The sequence below is a fragment of the Roseibium sp. ROS1 genome (assembly GCF_054658215.1).
On record NZ_BAAGIG010000004.1, the window covers coordinates 655739 to 674200 of the forward strand.

At 60.2% G+C, this 18462-nt stretch carries 23 protein-coding genes; 12 read left to right on the forward strand and 11 right to left on the reverse strand.

What is annotated here, in order from left to right; all coding sequences use genetic code 11:
* The first annotated feature begins 18 nt into the window (after positions 1-18).
* Genes ACYQ6M_RS25885 through ACYQ6M_RS25910 form a run of 6 tightly spaced genes read left to right on the forward strand, consistent with a single transcriptional unit; the run spans position 19 to position 5989 of the window.
* The gene (locus ACYQ6M_RS25885; protein WP_460076385.1) at positions 19-1611 is read left to right on the forward strand and encodes a GMC family oxidoreductase; all 1593 of its coding nucleotides are present in this window, start codon (positions 19-21) and stop codon (positions 1609-1611) included.
* Positions 1608-1922 carry a Dabb family protein gene (locus ACYQ6M_RS25890; protein WP_023002943.1) on the forward strand — a complete coding sequence of 105 codons (315 nt, stop codon included), beginning with the start codon at positions 1608-1610 and terminating at the stop codon, positions 1920-1922. The genes ACYQ6M_RS25885 and ACYQ6M_RS25890 overlap by 4 nt, the downstream gene beginning before the upstream one ends.
* Positions 1923-1949: 27 nt before the next feature.
* Complete coding sequence (locus ACYQ6M_RS25895; RefSeq protein WP_209171075.1) at positions 1950-3113, forward strand: dihydrodipicolinate synthase family protein; 1164 nt, start codon at positions 1950-1952, stop codon at positions 3111-3113.
* 7 nt (positions 3114-3120) lie between these two features.
* A complete protein-coding gene (locus ACYQ6M_RS25900; RefSeq protein WP_206909606.1) occupies positions 3121-4134 on the forward strand; it encodes a LacI family DNA-binding transcriptional regulator in 1014 nt (337 codons plus the stop codon).
* Positions 4131-5402 carry a glycerate kinase type-2 family protein gene (locus tag ACYQ6M_RS25905; RefSeq protein ID WP_460076388.1) on the forward strand — a complete coding sequence of 424 codons (1272 nt, stop codon included), beginning with the start codon at positions 4131-4133 and terminating at the stop codon, positions 5400-5402. The genes ACYQ6M_RS25900 and ACYQ6M_RS25905 overlap by 4 nt, the downstream gene beginning before the upstream one ends.
* Entirely contained in the window at positions 5399-5989 is a 591-nt protein-coding gene (locus ACYQ6M_RS25910) for an HAD family hydrolase (protein ID WP_023002947.1), read from the forward strand. Before ACYQ6M_RS25905 ends, ACYQ6M_RS25910 begins: the two co-directional genes overlap by 4 nt.
* Positions 5990-6019: 30 nt before the next feature.
* Here the strand turns inward: ACYQ6M_RS25910 and ACYQ6M_RS25915 are convergent, their stop codons facing one another.
* From ACYQ6M_RS25915 to infC, 3 genes are all read right to left on the reverse strand, one after another.
* On the reverse strand, positions 6020-6919 hold the full coding sequence (locus ACYQ6M_RS25915; protein WP_460076390.1) for a sigma-70 family RNA polymerase sigma factor: 900 nt from the start codon (positions 6917-6919) through the stop codon (positions 6020-6022).
* Between the two features lie 15 nt (positions 6920-6934).
* Positions 6935-7600 (reverse strand): flavodoxin family protein, encoded by a 666-nt coding sequence (locus ACYQ6M_RS25920; RefSeq protein WP_460076457.1) that lies wholly within the window; start codon positions 7598-7600, stop codon positions 6935-6937.
* A gap of 169 nt (positions 7601-7769) precedes the next feature.
* Positions 7770-8309 carry a translation initiation factor IF-3 gene (infC, locus tag ACYQ6M_RS25925; RefSeq protein ID WP_075283347.1) on the reverse strand — a complete coding sequence of 180 codons (540 nt, stop codon included), beginning with the start codon at positions 8307-8309 and terminating at the stop codon, positions 7770-7772.
* Between the two features lie 332 nt (positions 8310-8641).
* On the opposite strand from infC, the gene ACYQ6M_RS25930 reads away from it, so the two are divergent.
* Positions 8642-9109, forward strand: coding sequence for a translation initiation factor IF-3 (locus tag ACYQ6M_RS25930; RefSeq protein ID WP_460076393.1), 468 nt, complete (start codon positions 8642-8644; stop codon positions 9107-9109).
* Positions 9110-9117: 8 nt separating this feature from the next.
* Here the strand turns inward: ACYQ6M_RS25930 and ACYQ6M_RS25935 are convergent, their stop codons facing one another.
* Both ACYQ6M_RS25935 and ACYQ6M_RS25940 read right to left on the reverse strand, forming a co-directional pair.
* Positions 9118-9492 (reverse strand): YkvA family protein, encoded by a 375-nt coding sequence (locus ACYQ6M_RS25935; protein WP_023002953.1) that lies wholly within the window; start codon positions 9490-9492, stop codon positions 9118-9120.
* A 106-nt stretch (positions 9493-9598) separates the two neighbouring features.
* Positions 9599-9847 (reverse strand): hypothetical protein, encoded by a 249-nt coding sequence (locus ACYQ6M_RS25940; RefSeq protein WP_075283357.1) that lies wholly within the window; start codon positions 9845-9847, stop codon positions 9599-9601.
* A 201-nt stretch (positions 9848-10048) separates the two neighbouring features.
* Here ACYQ6M_RS25940 and ACYQ6M_RS25945 point away from each other — a divergent pair, with 201 nt between their 5' ends.
* Entirely contained in the window at positions 10049-10300 is a 252-nt protein-coding gene (locus ACYQ6M_RS25945) for a YMGG-like glycine zipper-containing protein (RefSeq protein WP_023002955.1), read from the forward strand.
* 143 nt (positions 10301-10443) lie between these two features.
* Here the strand turns inward: ACYQ6M_RS25945 and ACYQ6M_RS25950 are convergent, their stop codons facing one another.
* Together ACYQ6M_RS25950 and ACYQ6M_RS25955 are read right to left on the reverse strand one after the other, a co-directional pair.
* Positions 10444-10605 (reverse strand): hypothetical protein, encoded by a 162-nt coding sequence (locus ACYQ6M_RS25950; protein ID WP_156912406.1) that lies wholly within the window; start codon positions 10603-10605, stop codon positions 10444-10446.
* 124 nt (positions 10606-10729) lie between these two features.
* The gene (locus tag ACYQ6M_RS25955) at positions 10730-10894 is read right to left on the reverse strand and encodes a hypothetical protein (RefSeq protein ID WP_023002957.1); all 165 of its coding nucleotides are present in this window, start codon (positions 10892-10894) and stop codon (positions 10730-10732) included.
* 195 nt (positions 10895-11089) lie between these two features.
* Here ACYQ6M_RS25955 and ACYQ6M_RS25960 point away from each other — a divergent pair, with 195 nt between their 5' ends.
* Entirely contained in the window at positions 11090-12121 is a 1032-nt protein-coding gene (locus tag ACYQ6M_RS25960) for a sodium:calcium antiporter (protein ID WP_460076397.1), read from the forward strand.
* A gap of 28 nt (positions 12122-12149) precedes the next feature.
* Here ACYQ6M_RS25960 and ACYQ6M_RS25965 read toward each other — a convergent pair whose 3' ends face one another.
* Positions 12150-12737, reverse strand: coding sequence for an exopolysaccharide biosynthesis protein (locus ACYQ6M_RS25965; RefSeq protein WP_023002959.1), 588 nt, complete (start codon positions 12735-12737; stop codon positions 12150-12152).
* Between the two features lie 145 nt (positions 12738-12882).
* The gene (locus ACYQ6M_RS25970; protein WP_023002960.1) at positions 12883-13335 is read right to left on the reverse strand and encodes a host attachment family protein; all 453 of its coding nucleotides are present in this window, start codon (positions 13333-13335) and stop codon (positions 12883-12885) included.
* A gap of 208 nt (positions 13336-13543) precedes the next feature.
* Here ACYQ6M_RS25970 and ACYQ6M_RS25975 point away from each other — a divergent pair, with 208 nt between their 5' ends.
* Both ACYQ6M_RS25975 and ACYQ6M_RS25980 read left to right on the forward strand, forming a co-directional pair.
* Positions 13544-13972, forward strand: a complete 429-nt coding sequence (locus tag ACYQ6M_RS25975) for a DUF4399 domain-containing protein (RefSeq protein ID WP_460076399.1) — start codon at positions 13544-13546, stop codon at positions 13970-13972.
* A gap of 89 nt (positions 13973-14061) precedes the next feature.
* Positions 14062-14571, forward strand: a complete 510-nt coding sequence (locus ACYQ6M_RS25980) for an MgtC/SapB family protein (RefSeq protein ID WP_460076401.1) — start codon at positions 14062-14064, stop codon at positions 14569-14571.
* A gap of 70 nt (positions 14572-14641) precedes the next feature.
* Here ACYQ6M_RS25980 and ACYQ6M_RS25985 read toward each other — a convergent pair whose 3' ends face one another.
* The gene (locus tag ACYQ6M_RS25985; protein WP_460076402.1) at positions 14642-16330 is read right to left on the reverse strand and encodes an acyl-CoA dehydrogenase family protein; all 1689 of its coding nucleotides are present in this window, start codon (positions 16328-16330) and stop codon (positions 14642-14644) included.
* 163 nt (positions 16331-16493) lie between these two features.
* On the opposite strand from ACYQ6M_RS25985, the gene ACYQ6M_RS25990 reads away from it, so the two are divergent.
* A complete protein-coding gene (locus tag ACYQ6M_RS25990; RefSeq protein ID WP_023002964.1) occupies positions 16494-17384 on the forward strand; it encodes a YihY/virulence factor BrkB family protein in 891 nt (296 codons plus the stop codon).
* A gap of 36 nt (positions 17385-17420) precedes the next feature.
* Here the strand turns inward: ACYQ6M_RS25990 and ACYQ6M_RS25995 are convergent, their stop codons facing one another.
* Positions 17421-18296, reverse strand: coding sequence for a DMT family transporter (locus tag ACYQ6M_RS25995; RefSeq protein ID WP_023002965.1), 876 nt, complete (start codon positions 18294-18296; stop codon positions 17421-17423).
* Between the last annotated feature and the right edge of the window lie 166 nt (positions 18297-18462).

Sequence of the window (18462 nt, forward strand, 5' to 3'; positions counted from 1 at the left end):
TGTTCTGAGAGACTTCAGATGAATACAGGCTACGACTTCATCATCATCGGTGGTGGCAGCGCCGGCTCGGTTGTTGCCGCGCGTTTAACCGAGAACCCGGACGTTTCCGTGCTGCTGCTGGAAGCAGGCGGGCGCGACTGGCATCCGTTCTATCACCTGCCTGCCGGCTTTGCGAAAATGACCAAGGGGATCGGCTCCTGGGGCTGGCACACGGTGCCGCAAAAACACATGCAGAACCGCGTGTTCCGCTATACCCAGGCCAAGGTGATTGGTGGCGGTTCGGCCATCAATGCGCAGATCTATACCCGCGGCAATGCGCTCGATTATGACGAGTGGCGTCAGATGGGCTGCGAGGGCTGGGGCTATGAAGATGTTCTGCCCTACTACCGCAAGGCCGAGGACAACGACACCTACGACAACCGCTACCATGGCAAGGGCGGCCCGCTCGGCGTTTCCAGGCCCTGTGCCCCGCTGCCGATCTGCGAAGCCTATTTCGAAGCCGCTGCTGCGCTTGGCATTCCGAAAAACGAGGATGTGACCGGCGAGAAGCAGGACGGTGTTGCCTACTACCAGCTGACACAGCGCAATGCCCGCCGGTCTTCCTCCGCCATGGCGTATCTGGCGCCCAACAAGGGCAGGCCCAATCTCCACATCAAGACCGGTGCCCAGGTGCGCCGTATCGTGGTGGAAGGCGGCAGGGCGACCGGTGTCGAACTCATTGACGGCACCCGGCTGACGGCGGGCTCTGAAGTCATTCTGTCGTCCGGCTCCATCGGCTCGCCCCGTCTGCTTCAGCTTTCCGGCATCGGTCCCGCGGACGAGCTCAGAAAGCTCGGCATCGGTATCACTTATGACCAGCCTGAGGTCGGTTCCAACCTGCAGGACCATCTGGATCTCTACTGCATTTGCGAAGTCAGTGGCCCGCATACCTACGACCGCTATGCCAAGCCGCATTTCTCTGTGCTGGCCGGCCTTCAATATCTGCTCACCCGGCGTGGGCCGGTGTCCTCCAGCCTGTTCGAGACGGGCGGGTTCTGGTACGCGAACCCCGATGCGCGTTCGCCGGACCTTCAGTTCCATCTGGGTCTGGGGACGGGGATCGAATCCGGCGTTGCCGCCATGCCGGACGGCGGCGTGACGCTCAACTCCTGTTATCTTCGTCCGCGCTCAAGGGGCAGCGTGCGCCTGAAGAGCTCCAATCCCGCAGATGCTCCGTTAATCGACCCGAATTACCTGCAGGACAGCCAGGACCGGGAAATGTCGATCCGGGGCCTGAAGCTGACGCAGGAAATTCTGGCGCAGGCACCGCTGAAGCCCTTCATCAAGGCCGAGCACTTGCCGGGGCCAGGAGTGAAGACCGACGAAGACTACTTCCGCTTCATCTGCGAACACTCCAAGACCTCCCATCACCCGGCAGGTACCTGCCGCATGGGCTCCGACGACAAGGCCGTGGTCGATCCGCGCCTGAGGTTCAACGGTATCGAGGGGTTACGTGTGGTCGATGCCTCGATCATGCCGACGGTCATCTCATCCAACACCAATGCCGCGGCCATCATGATCGGCGAGAAAGCCTCCGACATGATCCGCCAAGATCACGGGGCGCTGTCATGATCCGCCATATCGTTCTCATCAAGTTTCAGCCGGACGTTGCCGAAGAGTTGATCGAAAGCCTGTTTCAGGAACTCAGAAGCATCCGCGATCAGGTGTCCGGCATCGGCGAGATCGTTTCGGGCCGCAGCGAAAGCCCGGAACAGATCGAACGGGGCTACATGCACGGTTTCACCGTCGATTTCGAAAGCTGGGAGGCACTGGAAGCCTACCAGACCCATCCGGACCACAAGGCGCTCGGCGCCAAGCTGGTCGCCAATGCCATCGGCGGGATCGACGGCATTCTTGTCCTCGATATTCCCGTCTCGGCCTGACAGGCCGCCAAGTTTCCGGAGCGTATCATGCTGACCCTGCCCACCTACGAAAACCGTCTGGAACCCTACAGCCTCATCGGAGAAGCCCTGACCCCGCGTGCCCCGCGCGTGCCGCTAACCCGCACCGCTTTTGCCGCAGCGCATGTGGTGTCCGATCCGCTGCGCGAGCGCGATCCCTGGGTTGGTTCTCCGGCTGTCGATTGGGAAAATACGCTGAAATTCCGGCACTGGCTGTGGGATCAGGGGCTGGGATTGGCCGAGGCGATGGACACCGCGCAGCGCGGCATGGGCGTTGACTGGGCAACGGCAAAGGAACTGATCGAACGCACCATGAAAGAGGCGAAGGCGCATCCGCTGAAGCCGCGTGTTGCCTGCGGGGCAGGCACCGATCAGGTGCCGCTGGAAAATCTCAAGACGAAGGACGACATCGTTGCGGCCTATACGGTCCAGCTGGAGGCCATCGAGGCGGCAGGCGGTCAGGCGATCCTGATGGCATCGCGGGCGTTTCCCGCCATCGGGGCCGGGTCGGACGATTACGCCGACGTCTATGGCCGGCTGATCCGTCAGGCGCGGGAGCCGATCATCCTGCACTGGCTGGGCGATATGTTCGATCCGGAATTGACCGGCTATTGGGGGTCTAAGGATGTCTCGGCAGCGTCCGACGCCGTCCTCGCCATCATCGAAAGCCATGCAGCGAAGGTCGACGGCATCAAGATCTCCTTGCTCGATCAGGCACACGAAGAATCCTTCCGTGCACGCTTGCCCGACGGTGTGCGGCTTTATACCGGCGATGACTTCAACTATGCAGATCTGATCGCCGGCGATGGCAAGCACTATTCGCATGCTCTGCTAGGGGCCTTTGCGGCGATTGCCCCCGTGGCGAGCCAGGCGCTTGAGGCATTGGCGGAAGGGGATATGGATACCTATCACCAGCTCTTCGCGCCAACCGTTCCGCTGAGCCGGGAAATATTCAAGGCACCGACCCGCTTCTACAAGGCCGGAATCGCGTTTCTTGCCTGGCTGAACGATGCCCAGAGCCACTTCATCATGCCGGCCGGTTTTCAGTCTTCGCGTGAGATTGCCCACTATGCGGAAGTCTTCCGGCTTGCGGATCAGGCGCGTTTGTTGTCAAAGCCGGAGATCGCCGAGGAGCGCATGGGGCTGCTCCTGAAACTGCACGGGATCGGATAGACCTTTCATGAAGAAGCGGCCGACAATTCTGGATGTTGCAAGGCAGGCGGGCGTTTCCAAATCGACCGTCTCGCTGGTGCTCCAGAATTCGTCGCTGGTGAAACAGTCAACCCGGGAAGAGGTGACAAAGGCCATTGATGAGCTTGGTTATGTCTACAACCGGTCTGCTGCCGGCTTGCGGGGCGCTGCATCCGGCCTCATCGGCCTGATCATCAACGACCTGCGCAACCCCTTCTTCACCGAATTTGCCGCCAGTGCGCAGATGACCTTTGCCAGCAAGGGATACTCGACCGTCATCGCCAACACGGATGAGGACCCGGAAATCCAGGCCCAGGTGATCGACAGCATGATCGAGCATGGCGTGTCGGCCTTCGTCATCTCGCCGACCTATGGCGGCGACGAAAGCCCGTTCGAGCGGATCGAGCGGGCCGGAATTCCCACCATGCAGGTGCTGCGTCAGCTGGACGAGCGCACGGACCTGTTTCCCTTCGCTTCGCATGACTACGCCTTTGGAGGCGAAGCTGCGACACGGCACCTGATCGATACGGGATGTCAGAAGATCGCCTTTGCCGGTGGTCTGGCGGATCGTCCGATCACCTTGGAGCGCATGTCCGGCTATCGAAGCGTGATGCAGGCGAACGGCCTTGCGCCGACCATTTTTCACGGACGGCCATCGAGGCAGTTCGGCCGTGAAATCGCGCTGAAGATCCTTCAGGAACACGAAGGCCTGGAAGCGGCGATCTGTTTCAGTGACCTGGTTGCGCTTGGCATGCTGAGCGGCTTTGCCGAGCTTGGCATCAAGGTTGGTCAGGATTTCAGGATCATCGGCTTCGACGATATCGAGGAATGCTCACTGGCCTTTCCCAGGCTCAGCTCGGTGCGCTGCGATACTGCGCTGTTCGGCCGCAATGCTGCCGAAGCGATGCTGGCCTGGATTGTCGACGGCGTCAGGCCACCCGACACGAAACATTATCCGGTCGAGCTGATCAAACGGCAATCGACCCTGGGGCTCGATGCATGACAGATTGTTCGCGTGAGGCCCTGTTGCGGCGTCTGTTCGAGACGGCCGTTGCAGCGGCCGACCCGATGAAGTGCGTTCCCGCATTCCTGCCGGAAAGGGTTGACGGCCGGACGGTCGTGATCGGTGCCGGCAAGGCGTCGGCACGCATGGCCGAAGCGGTTGAAGCAGCCTGGGGGGCTTCAGAGGGACTGGTCATCACTCGCTACGGCTACTCCAGGCCTTGCCGGGGGATCGAAATCGTCGAGGCATCACATCCGGTGCCGGACGGGCGTGGGCTTCAGGCAACACAGCGCCTTCTCGGTCTGTTGTCTTCGCTTGAAGAAGCGGATCGCGTGATCGCGCTGATTTCAGGCGGGGCGTCGGCGCTGCTGGAGGCGCCGGCCGGAGATATTTCGCTGGCTGACCTGCAGGCCTTGAATGAAGCCCTGCTGGCATCAGGCGCGCCAATCACCGACATGAACACGGTCCGCAAGCACGTCAGCTTGGTCAAGGGTGGCCAGCTTGCAGCGGCAGCCTATCCTGCCCGGATGACGGCGTTGATTATTTCCGATGTTGCCGGTGACGATCCGGCCTTTATTGCCTCAGGCCCGACGGTCGGTGATCGGACAACGCCAGCGGACGCGCGTGCGGTTATCGAACGCTTTGGCATATCTGTGCCGGCATCTGTTCTCGCTGTGCTGGACAGCGCCACCGGAGTGCTGCCGCCGGAAGATGAAAGAGTGTCGAGGGTGGAAAACCGCATCATCGCGGCACCATCGCTTTCGCTGGAAGCAGCGGCAAGCCTGGCAGCCGACGAAGGTATGGAAGTCGAGATCCTGGGGGACGCCATTGAAGGCGAGGCGCGCGAAGTGGCTGAACAGCAGGCAAGACTCGCGATCGAACGCCAGCAGGCGATGAAACCGGGTGGGCGGCCCGTCCTGCTTCTGTCCGGCGGTGAATGCACGGTGACGCGGCGCGGCAAGGGTTGTGGTGGTCCGAATGCGGAATTTGCCCTTGCTCTCGCGGTCGCACTCAAGGGGGCAAACGGTCTTTACGGGATTGCCTGTGACACAGACGGTGTCGACGGGGCGGCGGATGTTGCAGGGGCGGTTGTTGGCCCAAGCACTCTTGAGCGTGCAGGGGGGCTTGGCCTCGACCCGGTCGCCATGCTTGGCGACAATGACAGCCACAGTTTCTTCGCGGCTCTTGGCGATCAGGTGGTGCCGGGGCCAACCCTCACCAACGTCAACGACTTCCGTGCAATTCTCATCGAAAGCCCAATGACATGAATGAACTGGAGACGCTTCTCCAACGGGCGCAGGCCCTGATTTTCGATTGTGATGGCACGCTGGTGCAAACACCAACGCTCTATGCCGGTGCCTGGCAGGACGCGTTCAGGGCCGCCGGTCATCATATGGAACCGGACTGGTACCACGCCCGGGCGGGAATGTCGGAACATGTGCTGCTTGATGACTACGAAGCCGAGCACGGAGTTACGGTGGATCGCCCGCTGGCCGTTCGGGAGATGCGCACGGCAGTATTGGCCCGGATCGGTGAAGTCGGCGAGATCGAGGTAATAAGCGCCATTGCACGCAGGTTTCACGGCAAGTTGCCGATGGCGGTCGCCTCTGGTGGACCGCAGGAAGTGGTGCTGGCGTCCTTGAAGGAGACGGGACTGCTGCCGTTGTTCGATACGGTTGTCACGATTGATGACGTTGCCCATGCCAAACCGGCGCCGGATCTCTTCCTGGAGGCCGCTTCCCGGCTCGGTGTCGCAGCCGAACAATGCCTCGTGTTCGAGGACAGTCATCAGGGGCTTGAGGCAGCGCACAACGCAGGAATGCCGGTTGTTGATGTGAACCGGCTGATCGGATAACGCCGCGAAGCTGATTTCCACTTGTGCTGATCAGTTCAGGTCAATTGGCGGACGTATCGTGTCCTCCTGATCTGCGCCAAGATGCCTGAGCTTTTCCGGGTTGCGGGTCACATAGACGGCGATGATCCTGCCGTCCCGGATCTGTAATGCGGTTGTCTGGACAATGCCGCCATCTTCCTCGGTTACAAAACCGGGCAGTCCGTCAATGTTAGCAAACCGGATCAGGCGTGACGGAGCCTTTCTGAAATAGCGGGCGAGTGCCGCAAAGAGGCTCATGGATCGTTCGTGCCCGAATGTCGGAGCTGACGTTGCAGGCACCTTGCCGCCACCGTCGGCGTAGACGACGATGTCTTCGGCCAGCAGGGATTGGAGTTTCTCCATGTCGCCGCTGCGCGATGCTTCGTAGAAGGCGGTCGCCAGCTTTCGGCCCTGTTCCGGCGTGGCGGAAAAGCGTGGTCTTGCTTCCTGGAGCCTTGCCCTGGCGCGACTGGCGAGCTTGCGGCAGGCTGCCGGTTCCCGGTTGATGGCGGTCGAAATTTCCTCGAAACCCATGCTGAAAACGTCATGCAGCAGAAAGGCGGCCCTTTCGAGCGGTGACAGCCGCTCCAGAGCCACCATCACGGGCAATGTGATGTCGTCGGCGACTTCGGCATCTGATGTCGTCAGCAGAGGCTCTGGAAGCCAGGGGCCAACGTAAGACATGCGGCGACGGCGTGCGGATTTCAATTCATTGAGGCAAAGCCGTGTGACGATGGTCTTCAGGAAGGCGACAGGCTCGCGCACCTTTTCCCGGTCGGCGGCAAGCCAGCGCAGCCAGGCTTCCTGAACCACGTCTTCCGCGTCGGAGACTGATCCCAGCATGCGGTAGGCGATGCGGGTCAGTCGCCTGCGCAAAGCGGTGTCGTCTTCAAGGGCCGGTGTATCCGTCATGATCACGACAGCCTATCACGTCAACGCCGGTTCGGGCCGTGCTTGCACCCGTCCGGCTGCAAACTGCAAGGCCGTTTTCGCCACACGCCTGCCCAGATGGCGGGCGGTTGCCAGATCCGCGGCCGGGGGAGCCGTCTGCGGCTCTTCGTCGGTGTTCGACTGTGCCGCGGCCCCGAGCCAGAAGCCGAGCCGGTTGAGATCGTCTTCCGATCCTTGCGAGGAACAATTGGCTGGCGGCAGGTCCAGGCTGACCCAGTGCATGCCGTGCTGGGCTGCAAACAGGGCCAACTGGATGAGCACCGCCAGCTTGTCGCCGGAACGCGAACCGGAATTGGTGAAGCCGGCCGCAATCTTGTCCCGCCAGAGATAGCCCTTCGACATGATTTCCTGCGAGCTGGCTTCCTGAAAGGTCTTGAAGGCGGCGGAGGCTGCGCCGACGTAGGTTGGCGTGCCGAAGATGATTGCGCTGGCCGCATTGAGTTCGTTCCAGCGCGTGCTGGCTTCATCGGCAGTCAGAAGCAATGCGCGTGCACCGTCGACATCCTCTATGCCCTGCCTGACAGCCGCTGCCTGACGTTCTGTGTGACCGTATCCGCTGTGAAAAACGACGGCGACGTCAATCAATTGCCGGTCATTCGCAAGCTTGGTCTGAAGCCCTGCTGCTGCATTCCCATTGTCCATCATCATTTTCGTCTCCTGCGCACACGTGGTGTTCGCAGGTAATGACAAGGCAGCGGCGCTGGATGTGACATGCCGGACGGGATTTTTGAGGAAATGAGCTGTTCTGCCGCCCGAAAACGAGAAAACCCCGCCGGAGCGGGGTTTTCGGACATTCAAAACGCGATGAAGCTTACTTGATCGGAGCCAGAACCATAACCATCTGGCGGCCTTCAAGCTTCGGCGCGGATTCAACCTTGGCGATTTCGTTGGTTTCCTCACGGACCTTGTTGAGCAAGTTCATGCCCAGGTCCTGGTGGGCCATTTCGCGGCCCCGGAAACGGAGTGTGACCTTCACCTTGTCGCCTTCGCCAAAGAACCGCAACATGCTCTTCATCTTCACCTCGTAGTCGTGGGTGTCGATGTTCGGACGCATCTTGATCTCCTTGATCTCGACGGTCTTCTGTTTCTTGCGGGCTTCTGCTGCTTTCTTCTGAGCCTGGTACTTGTACCGGCCATAGTCCAGGATCTTGCAGACAGGCGGATTTGCGTTCGGCTGGATTTCAACAAGATCCAACCCGGCATCCATGGCGATGCCCATCGCCTCTTCTGTCGGGATGACGCCACGGTTGGCGCCTTCATGATCAATCAACTGGACTTCGCGAACGCGAATTTCGTGGTTTGTGCGCGGGCCTTCCTTCGTAGGAGGCGGGGCGCGGAACGGACGGCGAATGGTCGCAAACTCCTCTTTCGTTTCAACGTGGCGCTAGGGCTTTGATATGCTCCATGCACAAAAATCCTCGGAACGCTGGTACCAAGGTGCTGAGATGGATATGGCCTAACGCCATCCCCCAACGTCTTGCGAAACCGGCAAAAAGTCAAGCGAAAACACCGTTTTCGACATGCCGGGTCACATTTTCAGGGGCTAAGGCTCCGGCTGGTCTGATCATGGCCAGTCGGGCAACTGCCGGTTCTGGAAGGTTGCAATCCGACCGGCAGATGGTCAAGTAAGCAGTCAGCTCGCGCATATCAAGGAGGGACAGCGGTTTGGACGGCGGGAAATTCATGTTGCAGCTTCTCAGGATCGCGTTCGGTTTCATCTTCGCGGTACTGGCGTGCGGCCTGTTCCTTGCCTGGGGCTTTTTCCGGGCCGGGCATCCCGAAGCCGATCCGATTGCCTTTGCAACAATGGTCGGAAGCGGTCTCGTGGGTGCAAGTGTGGTCGGTGCCACGGCCCTGGCCCCGGCTGCCGTTGCAATCGTTCTGGCCGAAGCTGCACGGCTGCGCAGTTTCCTGTTTCACGTCGGTGCCGCCGGGGTGATCGCCTTTGCAGTCTGGACACTTGGAGCCGAAGCCGCGGACAGTGCTTTCCGGCCGGGAAGTGCGGTTGCGCTGGCGGCCGGATTTATCGGCGGTGGAATTTACTGGCTGATTGCCGGGAGAACGTCAGGCTGCTGGCACGGAACCAAAGCGGCCGGTCAAGTGACGTACAAGCCGGCAAAAGACGATCAGCCCGGACGCGACCACCTCTAGAAAGGCGGTCAGATTTCGCCGTCCTTCAAGGCATCCTTTGCAGCCTGGTAGTGATCCGGTCGCATGTGGCTGCGTATCATCGCGAGGGCGGCCAGAAGCACGGTCGCGTCATCGCCGAAGCCGATGCCGATCAGAAAGTCTGGAATTACATCCAAAGGCAGCACGAAATACGCCAGCGATGCGAGCACGGTGGCCCGCACCTTGCTGGGTGTCGAGGGATCGAGCGCGCAGAAATAGCCGGCGACGACATCTTCCATGAACGGCACCTGACGCGCGGCCTTGCGGACCGTCGTCATCAATTTCTGACGGATTGTCTTCTTCTGCTCTTCCTCCGGACCGAGGATCTCGGGGTCAAAGCCAAGGTCTTCAAAGGTGGTGTTCATGGGGCCGCCTGTGCTTGTGTTCGCCTTTAGAGATAGGTTTTCTTGCCGGCAGCTTCAACGTTTCGCCCTTCCAGGCCGGGCTGGAAGGGCCGCGCAGGGTCGCCGGTCAAAGGGTTGCGGCGCTGTTTTCCTCAGCCTCGGTCAGGTCGCTATGGCCGAGGCGCTCCAATGCCCTGTCGATGTCCCGAAGGCCCGACGAATCCGGGGTCTCATTACCCATCGGGCTTTCCGTCGCCGCCCGTTGCAGGGCACGTGCGTCCTCTCGCATCCGCAGAAGCTCGTCTACGCGATCAGCCTTGCTGCGCGTGTTGTCTTTCAGAATACGGGCGATCTCGTCCCTGGTCCTGTCAGTCATGTCGGATCCTCCTGTAAGTGGCAGCCGGGAAATCCTCTGCTGGATCGCCGGCTGCCCGATACCGGGCAAACGTTCGAGGGTGACAGAAGTTCCTCCGCACGACGGATCTCTGCGTTGGTCTTGGCGGCAGTTTCCCATCTTTTTCTGGAACATTTCCGCTGCTCTCCCGTTCTGCCTAATGCAACACGAAGGGAGTTGATCATGTGGAAAATCATGCTGGTTGCGGTCGCTTTGACTGGTCTGACCGCTTGCAACAACACGCAAAAGGGCGCGGTGATCGGTGGTGCCTCAGGCGCGGCGATCGGTGCTGCAACGACCGGTAAGGCAGGCGGAGCGCTTGTTGGTGGCGCCGTCGGCGCGGCTGCCGGTGCGCTTGTCGGAAGGGCAACGGAACCGGGCAAGTGTATCTACCGCGATTCCTATGGCCGCGAATATGTGGCGGCTTGCCGTTAATCGGTCTGCCCGGCGATCTGCCGGGTCACCTTCTGTGAGCGGGAGTTGATCCTCTCGCCTGAAAAACAAAAGGGACGACCTTTTCGAGGTTCGTCCCTTTTGTTTGGTCCTTCGAAGGGCTCTACCCTTCCGGACTGGTGAACTCAAAGCAGGATGTAACCGACAACCGCCAGTGCGATTACCGCGCCTGCGGTGCCGATCGCCAGGACGTAACGCATCTCGTGAAGTTCGAGGCCCTGCTTGGCTTCCTTTTCTCCCAGAACGACTTCCTTGTCCTGTGCGTTGGTCTGCCTTTGATAAGTCATCTCTACCTCGCTGGATTGTACGTCGTTGCAAGCGCTGAGGGCGGTTCGGCCTCATCACTCTTCAGAACAACGTTCGAGCGGCAGTAGTGTTCCTGAAAACGTCCAGGCTGCCTTGGGCGTGCGGTCAATAGCTGAGCAGGAATATCAGGGCGATCAGCGAAAAAATGATGCCGCTGAATCCGAAGCCAAGAGCAAGGTGCTTCCAGCTGGAGGCTTCCTTGTCTCTAATCCTTTCACGCAGGATGGCAAGGTGCCGGTCTGCATCGTCGTTAAAGCCGTGATAGATCATCTTCACTACCTCGCGATGTTGCCACTTGGCAGCCAGGCTCGACTGCTCTTCAGCGGTTAACGCGCAAGACCCTTATTCGTTCCCCTCCGGGGGTTCCAAGGGAGAACGTTCAGGTGGGAACTTCCTGGTGGGGTGGCCGTTTTCCCTTTGAAGTCCGGACAACTTCCGCAAATGCCAAGAGGGGACAAGGTCACTATGGGTTTCGACAGCCTGCCGCTGTGGGTCTTGCTTGCGCTTTTTGCAGGTGCCGGTGGAGTTATACTGGTTTGCGGCATTCATCTGACCGGTCAAGCTGACCGTATCGCCGACCGGACAGGGCTGGGCGAGGCCTTGGTTGGCGGTGTCCTGCTGGGGGCGGCCACGTCGCTCTCGGGCACCGTGGTGTCTGTAACTGCTGCGCTGGACGGCCGTGCGTCGCTGGCCTTTTCAAATGGCGTTGGCGGTATCGCCGCGCAGACTGCCTTTCTGGCCATCGCTGACATCGTTTACCGGCGCGGCAACCTGGAGCATGTGGCCGCTGACGTTTCCAGCCTTTTTCAATGTGCCCTGCTGATGCTTTTGCTGGCCATTCCCCTGGTCGCCTACACCACCCCGGAAATCACGTTGCTGGGCGTTCATCCAGCCTCCTACGCCCTGGTTATCGTTTATGGCAGCGGTTTGCTGGCTCAGCGGCACGTGCGGGAGCGGCCCATGTGGCGTGTCGTGAATACGTCCGAAACCCACGAGGACAGCCCGGATGAGGAACAGCACGACCTGCGCGGTAACTTGCGGCTTATCGCAGGGTTTTCAGCGCTGATGCTTATCCTCGCCTCGATGGGCTGGGTGCTGGCGGAGGTGGCTGGCGCGCTGACGGACCGTTTCAATCTCAACGCCTCGCTTGTCGGTGCGCTGATGACAGCCGTTGTCACCTCGCTGCCCGAACTGGTGACGACGCTGGCAGCCGTGCATCGTGGTGCCCTGCAGCTCGCCATCGGCGGCATTGTTGGCGGCAACACCTTCGACACTCTGTTCCTGACGCTTTCCGATGTCGCCTATCGCGACGGCTCGCTGTATCAAGCCGTCTCCCCTCAGGACTATTTCTGGCTGGCGATCGGGCTGGTGATGACGGCGGTTCTGCTTCTGGGGTTGCTGGTACGGCAGAAGTCAGGCCCCGGCGGGATCGGTTTTGAAAGTGTCAGTCTGCTTGGCATCTATGGCGGTGCCATCGCGCTTCAGGCGCTCGGTTGATCCTGCGAACCTGTTCGGGAGGCCTTCCTCAGAACAAGGCCGTCAGTGCCCAGACAACGATGGCCAGGGGCAAAAGCGCGGCAAGGGCAAACAACCCGTCCCGGGTGAGGAGAGAGAAGGCAATCAGGCAAACAGATGCGCCAAGAAGCGATGACGAGAATGGTACCAGTTCGAGAAAGGGCATCAAGGCGCCGAACAGGAGGCAGGAGAGCGGCAACAAGGCCCGAAGAGGTTGCCGGAAGAGGAACCGTGCTCTCGCGCGGGAATGTTTGTCGAGCCAGCGTGCGGCGGGCCGCAGCTTGTTCATCGCCACCCGCACCTTGTCGCCCTCAAGACTTTGCTGACCCAGCCAGTGGGGAAGCCAGACCCGGTCGCGTTTCATCAGCCATTGTGCCGCGATCAGGCAAATGGTCACTCCGCACAGGCTTGAAAACAGGGGAATGCCGCTCAGCGGTGTCACGACGGCGGCCGCGGGCACGATCAGCATCGTCGCAAATCCGGTTTTCTCGAAAGCGCCGACCACGCGGTCAAGCGAAACCTGCCCTTCTTTCGTGATGTCTCCGACCCTGTCGACAATGGACGTCAGGGGCCGGTCCAAGTCCGGATCAGCGGTCATGGTCCTGCCTGTTCCAGCGGCCGCAATTGGCGGCCACTGTTCTCTAGGGTGAAAAAATTCCGAGCCTGGTCTTGCAAGGCGCATCGTGGCAGGGACGTTCGGACGGTGGCGGCCTAACGCCCTGAGCGTCTGCGCAAGAAGATGATTATCTTCCGAAGACAAGTTTCTCGATGCGATCGACAGGATGATTGGTGAGATCCTTGTCGATCTCCGCGACGACACGGTCACTGACTTCCTTGTGCAGGCGCTTGCGGACCTGGCCGAGAACTGACGGGGCTGCGACCAGTACGATTTCGTCGAACTTGCCCTTGTGGGCGCGCTTGTAAAGCATCTGGGCAAGGTCCGCGGCGAAATCGTCTTCAGCCAGGGCATGCCAGTCGGCTTCCTGAACTGCGCTTCGATGCCCCTGCGGTCCGTCGCTCAAACGACCGGGACGGTCAGCGGTCTGCTCGCGGTTGGGAGGGTTGTCCTGGGTTTCTTTCCGAAAGACCTTGAGGTCCGGCACGTGTTCCGTGCCCGCGTTGGTCAGGAACAAAGCCTTGGTTCCGTCGGCAACGACTACCCAACCATCATGTTTCAGTCGGATCGCATCCTTCATGTCGCACTCCTGCAGTTTTGGGTCCGTCTGGAGTGAACGCCGGACCACCGGAAGCGTTCCTGAGGATATCTGTGACAATTTCGACAGTTCGCAAGCCTACCGGTACGGGAAACGGATTGCAGGGCCTACCGGAAGAGAGCGCGGCGCCCTAAGTGAAGAGTGGTCGTGAGGAACAATGCAGAATTCCGTCCTTGAAAGGGAGAAGATCATGAAGAAACTTGCAATCGGGCTCGGTGCTGCCGTGCTTGCCCTCACAGGTGCCGTCGCCCAGGCTGGAGAAACTCCGGCACCGGACGGCGTGAAGCTCTACTTCGTAAACCTGAAGGATGGCGACACCGTCAAAAGTCCGGTGACCATCCAGTTCGGCCTCTCCGGAATGGGCGTTGCCCCCGCCGGCACGGAAAAGGAAAACACCGGCCACCATCATCTGATCATCGATGAGAGTATCGAGGGCGAGGAGCTGAACGAAGCTATTCCGGCGGATGACAATCACAAGCATTTCGGTGGTGGGCAAACCGAAACCACGATTGAACTGCCAGCCGGTTCACACACGCTGCAACTGGTGCTGGGTGACTGGTCGCACATTCCGCACAATCCGCCGGTCATGTCGGAAAAGATCACGGTTACCGTGGAGTAGGCGGCAGCCAGCACCGGTCACCTTCCGGAACGAAAGACTTGTTGCGGCGTTGCTCTCTTATGCTGACCGACCCGCAACAAGGAACGACCATGGTAGACCGGCTTGCCGCAGAGATGGACCTCGGCTTCGGTGCGGTTCCGCTGGACGTTCTGGTTCTGCGGATGATTGCGGCCATCGTTCTGGGCGGTATCATCGGGTTCGAGCGGGAAGAGCGTGGCAAGGATGCCGGGCTCAGGACGCATATGCTTATCGCATTCGCCTCGTGTCTGTTTCTCCTGATCAGTCAGGCGCTTGCCGATCTTCCCTTTTCCGGGGCGAGCAACGTCAATGTGGATCCGCTCCGTCTGGTCGAAGCCGTGACGGCGGGCGTGGCGTTCCTCTCCGCCGGTCTGATCTTCTCCCGCAACGGCTCGGTGCAGAACGTCACCACAGGTGCATCAATGTGGCTGGCAGGTGCCATCGGCACGGCCTGCGGCGTCGGTCAGATCGGATTGGCGGGTCTTGCAACACTCATGGTGGTGATTGTCTTGGCCGTCATCGGCCGCCTGCAAAGCAAGCTTGGGCCCAGGCCCGGGACAGCGCCCCGGACGAGGGAATGAGCGAGGGATCTGACAAGCTTCGCCACGCGCAGGCACACGGCCATCGCGACAAAGGGCGATCTGATGACGATCAGGCGTTGCCGCGCGTCTCAAGCAAGCGGCGCGCGATGACCTGAGCCTGAATTTCCGCCGCACCTTCGAAGATGTTCAGGATGCGGGCGTCGCACAGGACTCGGGAAATTGCATATTCCAGAGCAAAGCCATTGCCGCCGTGGATCTGCAACGCATTGTCCGCCGCGGCCCATGCAACGCGGGCACCAAGCAGTTTCGCCATGCCTGCTTCCAGATCGCAGCGCTTGCCGGAATCCTTCTGCCAGGACGAGAAATAGGTCAGCTGGCGGGCGATCATCAGTTCGGCAGTCATCATGGCCAGCTTGTCGGCAACACGCGGGAAGTTGACCAGTTCCTTGCCGAACTGGACGCGTTCTTCGGCGTATCTCAGGCCCAGGTCCAGTGCAGACTGGGCGACGCCCAATGCGCGGGCAGCAGTCTGGATGCGGGCGCCTTCAAAGGTCTGCATCAGTTGCTTGAAACCTTCGCCCTCGACCTGGCCGAGAAGGTTCTCGCCCTTCACCTCGAAGCCGTCGAAAGCGATTTCATATTCCTTCATGCCCCGGTAGCCGAGAACTTCGATCTCGCCGCCGCTCATGCCGTCTGCCGGGAAGGGCTCCTCATCGGTGCCGCGCGGCTTTTCCGCGATAAACATGGACAAGCCCTTGTAGCCGGGTTCATCCGGGTTGGTGCGGGCCAGCAGGGTCATGATATCGGCACGGACCGGATGGGTAATCCAGGTCTTGTTGCCGGACACCTTCCAGACGTCGCCGTCCTTCACGGCGCGGGTCTTCAGCGAGGCAAGGTCCGAGCCGGTATTGGGTTCGGTAAAGACGGCAGTCGGCAGGATCTCGCCGGATGCGATTTTCGGTAGCCAGTGCTGCTTCTGCTCTTCCGTTCCGCCGCACAGAATGAGTTCCGCCGCTATTTCGGACCGGGTGCCGAGCGAGCCGACACCGATATAGGCGCGGGACAGTTCTTCGGAGACGACGCACATGGCCTCCTTGCCAAGTCCGAGGCCACCATATTCTTCCGGTATGGTGAGGCCAAAGACGCCGAGCTCGGACATCTGCTCGATAATCTCAAGCGGAATATATTCGTTTTTCAGATGCCACTCGTGCGCGTTGGGCACAACGTTGTCTTCGGCAAAGCGGCGCATCTCGTTGCGGATCTGCTCCATGGTCTCGTCCAGACCTGGGTCGCCGAAGGTGGAATGGCCCGCCTGGTCGCGGATCAGGCGGGTGATCTCGCTGCGGATTTCCGGACGGCTTCCGGTATCGATCAGCGACAGGATTTCGGCTGTCTGGAAGCCAAGAGCTTCTTCGGAAGAAACGCCAAGATCCGCCAGGCGAACGATTTCACCCTGGTTCATCGGAATGCCACCAAAGATCTGCGCAAGGTACTCCGCAAATCCGAGCTGGACGATGTAGTCCTCAAGAGCGCCGTAGCGGCCTTCCGCGGTCAGACGTTTCGGGTAGGCATCCAATTGGCGCAGAGATTCCACATAGGTTGCGAACCAGGCCAGTCCGTGGGTTGCCCTTTGCTCTTCTTCCATCAGGCGGGAGGAGATGCGCCCATCCTCGCTCACGCGGTCGCGCACCCGCTGCGCTGCAAGATTGAGCAGATGATCGAGCGTGGCGACGGCAGCTTCCGTTCGCTCGGTAAGGCTTGCGGGTGTTTCTGCGGCCGGCAGGGCTGCGGTGGACATGGCGATCTCCGTTTTCATTTGTTGCGCAGCAGCGCTTCTTGTTGAAGCTATGTTGCGTTGCACACCCTCATTTGTCGAGCGTGAATTTATAGACCTTTTGGCGGATGCGGTTTTCACTACCCAGGCTTGACGAATTGTGTCAGCGCAGGCCACATCTTGGGTCATGAGCGCCAGACAGACAGTTCTCGTGATCTACGCCGTCCTGAAAGACGCCATCGGTCACTTCGCCCGGGATGACGGCTTTGCAATGGCCAGTCACGTGGCACTGTCGGGGTTGCTGGCGATATTTCCCCTGCTGATCTTCATCGCCTCGCTCGCGGCCTTTCTCGGCATGACCGGTGCTGCCGACACGGTGTCGGAACTGCTGTTCGATGCCTGGCCGGCAAGCGTTGCATCGCCTGTCGTGCGGGAGATCCAGAATGTCCTGACCATTCGCCGCGGCGACCTTGTGACCTTCGGCGCCGTTGCCGCTTTGTGGTTTTCCTCCAACGGGGTGGAGGCGCTGCGTACCGCGCTCAACCGGGCCTACCGGCAGCATGAAAACCGCTCCATCGTGCTGTTGCGGCTGCAATCGATCGGGCTTGTGCTGCTGGGTGCCGGCATTCTGCTTGCCTATACGTTTCTGGTGGTTCTGGCGCCGCTCGCCCTCGAGGGGCTGAAGGTCTTCGTGCCGCAGGTCGAGACTTTCCTGTTGTCAATCAACGTTGCCCGATACACACTGGCCGGATCGCTGCTGATCATCGGCCTTTTCATCACCCACTGGCTGCTTCCGGCGGGGCATCGCACTTTCCGCGACCTGTGGCCCGGAGTGCTCGCCACACTGTTCATGTGGATCATTGCCGGCAGTGCCTTCGGCGCCTATCTCGCCAGCTTCGCCAATTACGTCTCCACTTATGGCGGTCTGGCCGGGATCATGACCGCGCTGATCTTTCTCTATATCTGCGCGCTCGTGTTCATTCTGGGCGGTGAACTCAACGCGGCAATCTCCCGTCAACGGCGCTACTGGCGCCGCCGTCAGGAACAGCTTGCGCTGGCGCTGGATACAGAAGCCTGACCGGATTTTCCGCAAGACGGCTTCCGGGGACCACCCCTAGCTCCTTGCTGGCTTCTTGCGGATGGTCAATACCGCGCTGATGACCAGAACCATTCCACCGATCTGAACCGGCGTCAGGGATTCACCGAACAGGAAATAGCTTTCCACCGCTGTTGCCACCGGCACCAGATAAAATAGGCTGGCGACCTGGGAGACCGCGCCCTCGCGGATCAGCAGCATCAGGAGCAGGATCGCGCCGACGGACAAGACCAGCACGAGCCAGGCCATCGCAAAGATCAGCTCACCTGACCAGGTGATCTGCCAGCTTTCGGTCAGGCTCAGCGGAATTGTGACAAGCAAAGCGCCGACGTACTGCCAGACAGTTGCCGCCATGAGGTCGGTCTGCTGTACGAAACGCTTCTGGTAGACTGTTCCCAGGCTGATGGCCGCAACGGAGATGAGGACCACGAATATCGTCACCGGCGTGATGCCCGATCCGGCAAGGTCGAGTTTCGGACCAAGAACGAATGCAAGACCAATCGCTCCGATGGCCATGGCGAGCCAGTGTCTGCGGGAAATGGTTTCGCCAAGCAAAGCCACCGCGATGAGCGCGGTCAGCACGGGCTGAAGACCGACAATGATCGAGGACGCTCCAGCCGGCATGCCCTGTTTGATTGCCCAGAACACACCACCGAGATAGATGCCGTGGACCAGCATGCCGGTGAAGATGCAATGGGCAATGGCAGCGGGATCTTTCGGCCAGGACTTCGACAAGAACATCGCCAGCAGAATCAGCACCGGCAAAACCGCAACGAAGCGGACCGTCAAAAACACCATCGGATCGATGTAGGGTGCGCCGAGTTTAGAACCGACGAAGCCCGTAGACCACAGCAAAACAAAAATGGCCGGTGCGGCTCTGGCGAGGAGATTCAATTGCAGCCTCAATGACAAAGTCGAAGATGACGCAAGGTTAGATTGCGTCGAGTCGGTGGGGTTACACGCATGTTAACCGTAAGTTGGCATTTATAGTCAAATATACGGCGCAAACATGAGTGTTCGAACGTTCTGTCGTGAAAGAAACGCAGGCCAGAAGCACGAA

Coding starts and splice junctions, on each gene's coding strand:
- ACYQ6M_RS25885 (WP_460076385.1), top strand. CDS start 19: ATGAATACAGGCTACGACTTCATCATCATCGGTGGTGGCAGCGCCGGC.
- ACYQ6M_RS25890 (WP_023002943.1), top strand. CDS start 1,608: ATGATCCGCCATATCGTTCTCATCAAGTTTCAGCCGGACGTTGCCGAA.
- ACYQ6M_RS25895 (WP_209171075.1), top strand. CDS start 1,950: ATGCTGACCCTGCCCACCTACGAAAACCGTCTGGAACCCTACAGCCTC.
- ACYQ6M_RS25900 (WP_206909606.1), top strand. CDS start 3,121: ATGAAGAAGCGGCCGACAATTCTGGATGTTGCAAGGCAGGCGGGCGTT.
- ACYQ6M_RS25905 (WP_460076388.1), top strand. CDS start 4,131: ATGACAGATTGTTCGCGTGAGGCCCTGTTGCGGCGTCTGTTCGAGACG.
- ACYQ6M_RS25910 (WP_023002947.1), top strand. CDS start 5,399: ATGAATGAACTGGAGACGCTTCTCCAACGGGCGCAGGCCCTGATTTTC.
- ACYQ6M_RS25915 (WP_460076390.1), bottom strand. CDS start 6,919: ATGACGGATACACCGGCCCTTGAAGACGACACCGCTTTGCGCAGGCGA.
- ACYQ6M_RS25920 (WP_460076457.1), bottom strand. CDS start 7,600: ATGGACAATGGGAATGCAGCAGCAGGGCTTCAGACCAAGCTTGCGAAT.
- ACYQ6M_RS25930 (WP_460076393.1), top strand. CDS start 8,642: ATGTTGCAGCTTCTCAGGATCGCGTTCGGTTTCATCTTCGCGGTACTG.
- ACYQ6M_RS25935 (WP_023002953.1), bottom strand. CDS start 9,492: ATGAACACCACCTTTGAAGACCTTGGCTTTGACCCCGAGATCCTCGGT.
- ACYQ6M_RS25940 (WP_075283357.1), bottom strand. CDS start 9,847: ATGACTGACAGGACCAGGGACGAGATCGCCCGTATTCTGAAAGACAAC.
- ACYQ6M_RS25945 (WP_023002955.1), top strand. CDS start 10,049: ATGTGGAAAATCATGCTGGTTGCGGTCGCTTTGACTGGTCTGACCGCT.
- ACYQ6M_RS25950 (WP_156912406.1), bottom strand. CDS start 10,605: ATGACTTATCAAAGGCAGACCAACGCACAGGACAAGGAAGTCGTTCTG.
- ACYQ6M_RS25955 (WP_023002957.1), bottom strand. CDS start 10,894: ATGATCTATCACGGCTTTAACGACGATGCAGACCGGCACCTTGCCATC.
- ACYQ6M_RS25960 (WP_460076397.1), top strand. CDS start 11,090: ATGGGTTTCGACAGCCTGCCGCTGTGGGTCTTGCTTGCGCTTTTTGCA.
- ACYQ6M_RS25965 (WP_023002959.1), bottom strand. CDS start 12,737: ATGACCGCTGATCCGGACTTGGACCGGCCCCTGACGTCCATTGTCGAC.
- ACYQ6M_RS25970 (WP_023002960.1), bottom strand. CDS start 13,335: ATGAAGGATGCGATCCGACTGAAACATGATGGTTGGGTAGTCGTTGCC.
- ACYQ6M_RS25975 (WP_460076399.1), top strand. CDS start 13,544: ATGAAGAAACTTGCAATCGGGCTCGGTGCTGCCGTGCTTGCCCTCACA.
- ACYQ6M_RS25980 (WP_460076401.1), top strand. CDS start 14,062: ATGGTAGACCGGCTTGCCGCAGAGATGGACCTCGGCTTCGGTGCGGTT.
- ACYQ6M_RS25985 (WP_460076402.1), bottom strand. CDS start 16,330: ATGTCCACCGCAGCCCTGCCGGCCGCAGAAACACCCGCAAGCCTTACC.
- ACYQ6M_RS25990 (WP_023002964.1), top strand. CDS start 16,494: ATGAGCGCCAGACAGACAGTTCTCGTGATCTACGCCGTCCTGAAAGAC.